The following is a 6,083-nucleotide window of genomic DNA, read 5'->3' as shown; positions in this document are numbered from 1 at the left end:
TATTGCCTGAGATAATTTCGGGTTTTTGACCATATTCTTAACGGCTAAATTCTCAACAACAATCGTTTGGTTTTCACGAACTAATTGAGTGGTTAGCTTATGTAAATGGTTTTTTCTGCTATCGGTGATTTGAGCGTGAATCTTGGCTACTTTGATTCTCGCTTTTTCTCGATTTTTTGACCCTTTCTGTTTTCTAGAAAGGCTTTTTTGGGCCTTTCGCAGTCTCCGATAATGCTTTTTAAAATGCTTGGGATTAGACACTTTATCGCCATCGCTGGTAATCACGAGGCTACTAATTCCTAAGTCAATTCCAATGGCTTTATCTGTTACTGGTAATGGCTTAATCGTTGGGTCATCAAATCTTATTGAGATATGCCAGCGTCCTGAGGGATGTAATCTGACTGTTACTGTGCTTGGTTCACAGCTTTCTGGTATTTGTCTTGACCATCGAATAGGTAAAGGTTCTGTGCATTTAGCTAAATAGATTTGTTTGTCTTTAAATTTAAAAGCAGATTTGGTAAATTCGGCACTTCCTCCCTGATGTTTTTTCTTAAAGTTAGGATACTTAGTACGACCAGCAAAGAAATTAGTGAAAGCTGTTTGTAGGTGTCTTAACCCTTGTTGTAAAGGTACACAGCTTACCTCATTGAGAAAGTCTAATTCTTCTTGTTTTTTCCACTCGGTTAGCATTGAAGAAGTTTCAGTATATCCTACTCTTTCTTGTCTTTCATACCAAGCTTGTGTTCTGAGATGGAGAGCTTTATTGTAAACTAATCTTACACAGCCCAAAGTGCGCCGCAATAGCGACTCTTGTTCGGGTGTGGGGTAAAATCGAAACGAATAGGCTTTTTCCATGTCTCACATTTTAGCATATATTTCGTAAATGTGCTAATATTTAACAGTAAAGCCGTCGTAGAACGACGGGGTTTCAGACCCAAAATTTCCGATGATCAATTTTACCTTACAGCAAGCCTTCGCCCGTCGTCATGCCCTGAAAGTGATCAGTGGGTTAAATAATTTCGATCGCTCGCAGGTTCTCTCAGTAGTTAAAGCCGCTACAGCCGGAGGAGCAACTTTTGTCGATATTGCCGCTAATGCTGACCTAATTCGGGCGGTAAAAGCCTTGACAAATTTACCCGTGTGTGTATCGGCCGTCGAGCCAGAATTGTTGCTGATGGCAGTGGCGGCCGGGGCCGATTTAATTGAGATCGGTAATTTCGATAGTTTTTATGCTCAAGGACGCATTTTTGAGGCGGCGGAAGTTTTAGCCCTAACCCGTCAAACTCGCGACTTACTGCCCGAAATTACCCTGTCTGTGACAGTTCCCCATCTGCTGCCCCTCGATGAACAGGTGAGACTAGCGGAAGCTTTAGTTAGTCAGGGTGCTGACATTATTCAAACCGAAGGCGGCACTAGCAGTCAACCCCGTCACGCCGGTATTTTGGGACTGATTGAAAAAGCCGCCCCGACTTTAGCGGCAGCCCACGCTATTTCCCATGCGGTTAAAGTTCCCGTCCTCTGCGCTTCCGGTTTATCGATTGTCACCGCTCCTATGGCGATCGCTGCTGGAGCGGCCGGTATCGGTGTTGGTTCGGCGATCAATCAATTGGATAATGAAGTGGCCATGGTGGCAGCCGTGCGCGGTTTAGTCGAATCTCTGCAAGCACAACCGGTCCATATTGGCAACTAGAACAATTTTTGTCTAGATACGACGGAGAAGGGGCTGTTTTCCCTTCTCTTTTTCCCACTGCTCACTGCTCACTGAAAAGCCCCCCAACCCCATCAACTGTGGTAAAATGCGCTATGGCTCAAAACATTAGAGATAGAAGCACTCCACCATGATTCGAGATATCTTCATGCCCGCGCTCAGTTCCACCATGACCGAAGGAAAAATAGTTTCTTGGGTGAAGTCCCCCGGGGAAAAAGTCAGCAAAGGGGAAACGGTGTTAGTGGTCGAATCCGACAAAGCCGACATGGACGTGGAATCGTTTTATGATGGCTATCTCGCTGTAATTTTAGTCGAAGCTGGCCAGGAAGCACCCGTGGGGGAAGCGATCGCCTATATCGCCGAAACTGAAGCGGAAATTGAACTGGCCAAAGCTCAGGGAAAAACCGCCGCCGCCGCCCCTAGCAAGCCCGTAGAGACCCCAGAAATCGCTCCGCCTCCCGTTTCGATCCCTGTCGCCGCCGTTAAAGATAATGGCCGTTTAGTCGCCTCTCCCAGGGCCAAAAAACTGGCTAAAGAATTAAAGGTGGATCTGAAAACCCTAGTGGGTAGCGGTCCCCACGGACGAATTACCGCCGAAGACGTAGAAAAAGCGACAGGAAAAGTCAGCACCGCCCCCGCTCCCGTCATTACTCCTCCGCAACCCGTCAGCGTCCCTGTAGCGGCTCCTAAAGCCCCGATTCCAACCAGCGCCCCGGTCGGTCGGACTGTTCCCCTCACCACTGTGCAAAAAGCCGTCGCTCAGAATATGTCGGTTAGCCTACAGGTTCCCACCTTCCAAGTGGGCTACACTATCACCACCGACCCACTGGATCAACTCTATCAACAGCTAAAATCTAAGGGTGTCACCATGACGGCCCTGTTAGCAAAAGCGGTAGCTAATACCCTCGCTAAACATCCTATAGTTAATGCCAGCTATAGCGACGCAGGAATCCAATACCACGGGGCGATTAACGTGGCCGTAGCCGTGGCTATGCCCGATGGTGGCTTAATTACGCCGGTTTTGCGCTCTGCTAACCAGATGGATATCTATTCCCTCTCCCGCAGTTGGAAAGATTTAGTCGATCGCGCCCGCAGTAAACAACTGCAACCGGAAGAATATAATAGCGGTACTTTTACCATTTCTAATCTGGGAATGTTCGGAGTCGATCGCTTTACCGCTATCTTACCCCCCAACCAAGGTGCGATCCTAGCCGTGGGTGCTTCCCGTCCCCAAATCGTCGTCAATAAAGATGGTTTATTCGGAGTGCAAAAACAGATGACGGTTAATCTCACCAGTGACCACCGAGTCATCTACGGGGCCGATGCTGCCTCCTTCCTGCAAGACTTGGCTAAACTGATCGAAACTGAGGTGCAGTCTTTAACTATGTAATCAGAATCTAGACAGCAGGAGCCTAGGGAGTTTCTCTCTAGCTCCTGCTTTGTTGTTACTAAAAAAATGTAAAGAATTAGCTAAAATAGGTTTAACCTTATCTATCACCCAAAACTATCGCCCAAACAAGGCCAAAAAAAGTGTTAATCTCAGGGAACTTTAAGATATAAGCTAATATCGGTAAATTAACCCTCAATTTCGCCCTATATATTAAGCCTACAATAATTCGTATTCCCACGTCCTAACGCCTACCCATAGGAAAAAATGATCACAGAGAATAGTCGCTTACGTTCAGAATTTTTAAATACACAGGTTATCACTCGCAATACAGGCAAAAAACTCGGCGTTGTTAAAGATATCCTAGTAGATATCGATCAACGAGAAGTAGTTGCCCTGGGACTCCGCGATAATATCCTCTCCTTGTCAGGAATGCCTCAATATATGTATTTATCGAGCATCAGTCAGACAGGAGACGTGGTTCTCGTTGAAGATGATAACGTCTTGGAATCCGTCGATATCGATGCTTATACTCCCTTAATCGGTAGCGACGTGATCACAGAAACCGGCGAACCTTTAGGCAAAGTCCGCGATTATCAATTTGATCCCCTTAGTGGTCAATTACATTCCATTATCATCGCTTCCCTGGGATTGCCTCTCATCCCCGAACAATTGATCAGTACCTACGAAATTGCCATTGAAGAGGTGGTTAGCAGTGGTCCGAATCGCTTAATTGTCTTTGAAGGGGCCGAAGAACGTCTCACCCAAGTTAGTGTGGGGGTTTTGGAACGTTTGGGTATTGGTCGTCCCCCCTGGGAAAGAGAAGAGGAAGAAGCTTATTATACTCCCGCTGCTCGTCCGGAAAATCAGTTAGGTACGGGCATTCCCCTCCGCACTCCCGTGGAGGCCGCTAAACCCGTTGAGGAACGCTGGAGTGAGGACGAATGGGAAAAAGAACCCCTGCGGGCCAATCCCCCACCGCAAAAACGGGCCGAAGCTCGTTATTATGAGCAAGAATACGAGGAAGAAGAAGATAACTGGGGAGAAGCTCGCTTAGAACGCACCGAAAGCTTTTCTCGTCCTCAGTACGACGATTACGAAGATAAGGCCGAGGATGATATGTGGGATGATGACGTGGAACCGGATTACAATCCCCCCCGCATCAATATCACCGAGAAGAAAAAAGAGAGAATCCCCGAATACGAAGACGGTTAATCTTTGACAGTCCCCCTATCCATTAGTTACATATTTCTTAACATAAAATTTGACAAAAAAAGAAAAGTGTGCCATGTGGCTCAAGGGGGTTCTCTGGGGGGACTAAATACTTTTGGTATCACTTCGAGTGCAGTGATTTGTCAGACTTTACAGATGTTCAATGAACTCTTCAACTGTGACTTGGGCTTGTTTCAGAATTCCTCTAGGTAAAGCCGTGTGGCTTCTTTCAATCCAGCAATTGCCTGCTCAATTGTTTCTCCTTGATCTACTGTACCAACTTCTGGACATTCAGCAATGTACATATTATCTTCTTTGTACAAAATAACAGTAAAGATGCGATTTTTCATGGTGTCTTATCATCTCAGGCTTACTCTGAAAATCATAACATAACTGTTTCCTAATCGTTTGGTTAGAAAATAGTTATGTTTCCTGATCGTTGACCCAACTCAAGCTTTTTGAAAAACTCTATAAGATATTAAGTTATTAGTAATTAATCCAATATTGTCCCACCTTCCTAGAATTGAGTGAGAAGATTGTGCAAAAACAAGCGTAGAGTTGATTAATCATTGAAACAAATTTGCCCCAATCAAACCGACTCGATGAACTGCTCGATGTCCGATTCTTACGAACCAAATTTGAGCATAGGTCAATCGGGCTAAAAGTTGATCGGAAGCTGTGAGGCTGTCTTTTGCTACTTCAAAAGCCCCTGTTTCAATATCTATGGCTACAATCTTCCCATGATTGCCTTCCTCGACTTGGTGGCGCACCTGAGATTGATAAATCTCATTACCACGTCGGGCGAATTCTTCTTTGCTGTAGCGGAGTTGATTAACTGTCATTGTCCTGACCCTGTTGCAACTTTTGCCCCTCTATTTTAACCTAAACATTGGCAATCTTCGCTAACATTCCCCAACTGGGCCCACAAGAGCGGCATCGCACTTAGACTCACAGTTTCAATCAATGTGCATGGTGCGTTCCCCAAAAATCTATTGGTGGAGCAGTAGGAGCCACATTAGGGAACGCACCCTACGGCTCGATATAGCTCACAAGATTTTTGTTTTTCTTAATTCGCCAGTTTTTTCATTTCTTACTATGTGCATTTGTTTGATTTTATCTGCAATCACATCTTCAATTATTTCAATTGCCAAATCAATTGGGAGTTTAATCAAACTATTCTTTTTCTCCCAATCAGAGCATAGCAAAACCCCAGCGACGTTGCCTTCTTCGGAAAAATCTGGAAAAATCACATAGGCATGAATAAATTGATGGGTTAGCAGTTTTAACGTTAGTTTGTTCTCTGTTCCTGAATCCAGGTCGAACACTTCGTCAATATAGTATTTTGTGTAGTCGTCTACAACCTTCCCTTTATTGGGGTAGGTCATAAACTTATATTCTTTATGGCTGGTTTGGTCAGTTAGTTTTCCTGCTTCTATCAACGCTCGAATGCTGAAAAATATCAACATCAATTCTCGTTCAAACAAAACCATTGACTTGAAAGACCAACGGCGTTGGAGCAATCTTTTTCTTAAAGAGGCGACATCTTGCTCTAACTTCTCTTTCCAGATAATCGAATCAATCATAATCTTTTTATGAAACTATTTTGCAAGGGGCAAGCAATTATTGTTAGGTTGGGTGGGAGCATCTCACTTATGCAATGAGTATTAATACTTAGAGCCGTCAAAAACTAGAAAATCTTCAACTTGATCACAAAGAGAAATGAGATTATAATAGTTATAACTTACAATTCAGAATAGCTCTCGATGGGAGGAATAA

7 protein-coding genes are annotated in these 6,083 nt (G+C 44.6%); 3 read left to right on the top strand and 4 right to left on the bottom strand.

Annotated features, from left to right (window positions below; translation table 11 throughout):
* Window positions 1-855: RNA-guided endonuclease InsQ/TnpB family protein (locus O9324_RS27040; RefSeq protein ID WP_288141822.1), on the bottom strand; the 855-nt coding region annotated here is incomplete at its 3' end.
* A 91-nt stretch (window positions 856-946) separates the two neighbouring features.
* Between O9324_RS27040 and O9324_RS27035 the strand changes: the two genes are divergently transcribed.
* From O9324_RS27035 to O9324_RS27025, 3 genes are all read left to right on the top strand, one after another.
* Window positions 947-1,690: a DUF561 domain-containing protein gene (locus O9324_RS27035; protein WP_190721379.1), complete on the top strand. Its 744-nt coding sequence runs from the start codon at window positions 947-949 to the stop codon at window positions 1,688-1,690.
* Window positions 1,691-1,838: 148 nt separating this feature from the next.
* Window positions 1,839-3,098, top strand: coding sequence for a dihydrolipoamide acetyltransferase family protein (locus tag O9324_RS27030; RefSeq protein ID WP_288141821.1), 1,260 nt, complete (start codon window positions 1,839-1,841; stop codon window positions 3,096-3,098).
* Between the two features lie 264 nt (window positions 3,099-3,362).
* Window positions 3,363-4,310 (top strand): PRC-barrel domain-containing protein, encoded by a 948-nt coding sequence (locus O9324_RS27025; RefSeq protein WP_288141820.1) that lies wholly within the window; start codon window positions 3,363-3,365, stop codon window positions 4,308-4,310.
* 191 nt (window positions 4,311-4,501) lie between these two features.
* Here O9324_RS27025 and O9324_RS27020 read toward each other — a convergent pair whose 3' ends face one another.
* From O9324_RS27020 to O9324_RS27010, 3 genes are all read right to left on the bottom strand, one after another.
* Window positions 4,502-4,657, bottom strand: a complete 156-nt coding sequence (locus tag O9324_RS27020; protein WP_271947476.1) for a type II toxin-antitoxin system HicB family antitoxin — start codon at window positions 4,655-4,657, stop codon at window positions 4,502-4,504.
* 216 nt (window positions 4,658-4,873) lie between these two features.
* Window positions 4,874-5,149 carry a hypothetical protein gene (locus O9324_RS27015; protein WP_288141819.1) on the bottom strand — a complete coding sequence of 92 codons (276 nt, stop codon included), beginning with the start codon at window positions 5,147-5,149 and terminating at the stop codon, window positions 4,874-4,876.
* A 204-nt stretch (window positions 5,150-5,353) separates the two neighbouring features.
* Window positions 5,354-5,890: a hypothetical protein gene (locus O9324_RS27010; RefSeq protein WP_190721372.1), complete on the bottom strand. Its 537-nt coding sequence runs from the start codon at window positions 5,888-5,890 to the stop codon at window positions 5,354-5,356.
* Window positions 5,891-6,083 lie beyond the last annotated feature (193 nt).

Origin of the sequence: Microcystis sp. LE19-84.1B (assembly GCF_027531875.1) — a bacterium.
Lineage (GTDB): Bacteria > Cyanobacteriota > Cyanobacteriia > Cyanobacteriales > Microcystaceae > Microcystis > Microcystis panniformis.
Note: the sequence above shows the minus strand (reverse complement) of the source record. Positions and strands in the feature narration are given on the sequence as shown.